General features: G+C 67.5%; 1 protein-coding gene. It reads left to right on the top strand.

The window, feature by feature from the left end; all coding sequences use genetic code 11:
* Positions 1–268: cbb3-type cytochrome c oxidase subunit I (locus IF17_RS01000000136985; protein ID WP_209437803.1), on the top strand; the 268-nt coding region annotated here is incomplete at both ends.

Raw genomic sequence — 268 nt, 5'->3', positions numbered from 1 at the left:
CTGGATCATGCCGCTGCAGATCGGCGCGCCCGATGTGGCGTTCCCGCGGCTGAACATGTTCGCGTACTGGCTGTACCTCTTCGGCTCGCTCATCGCGGTCGCCGGCTTCCTCACGCCGCAGGGCGCCGCCGACTTCGGCTGGTTCGCCTACGCGCCGCTGAACGACGCCGTCCGCTCGCCGGGCATCGGCGCCGACATGTGGATCATGGGTCTGGCCTTCTCCGGCTTCGGCACGATCCTCGGCTCGGTCAACTTCATCACCACGATC

Source organism: Streptomyces cyaneofuscatus (assembly GCF_000718135.1).
GTDB classification, from domain to species: domain Bacteria; phylum Actinomycetota; class Actinomycetes; order Streptomycetales; family Streptomycetaceae; genus Streptomyces; species Streptomyces cyaneofuscatus.
This window is presented reverse-complemented; position numbering and strand designations above follow the sequence as displayed.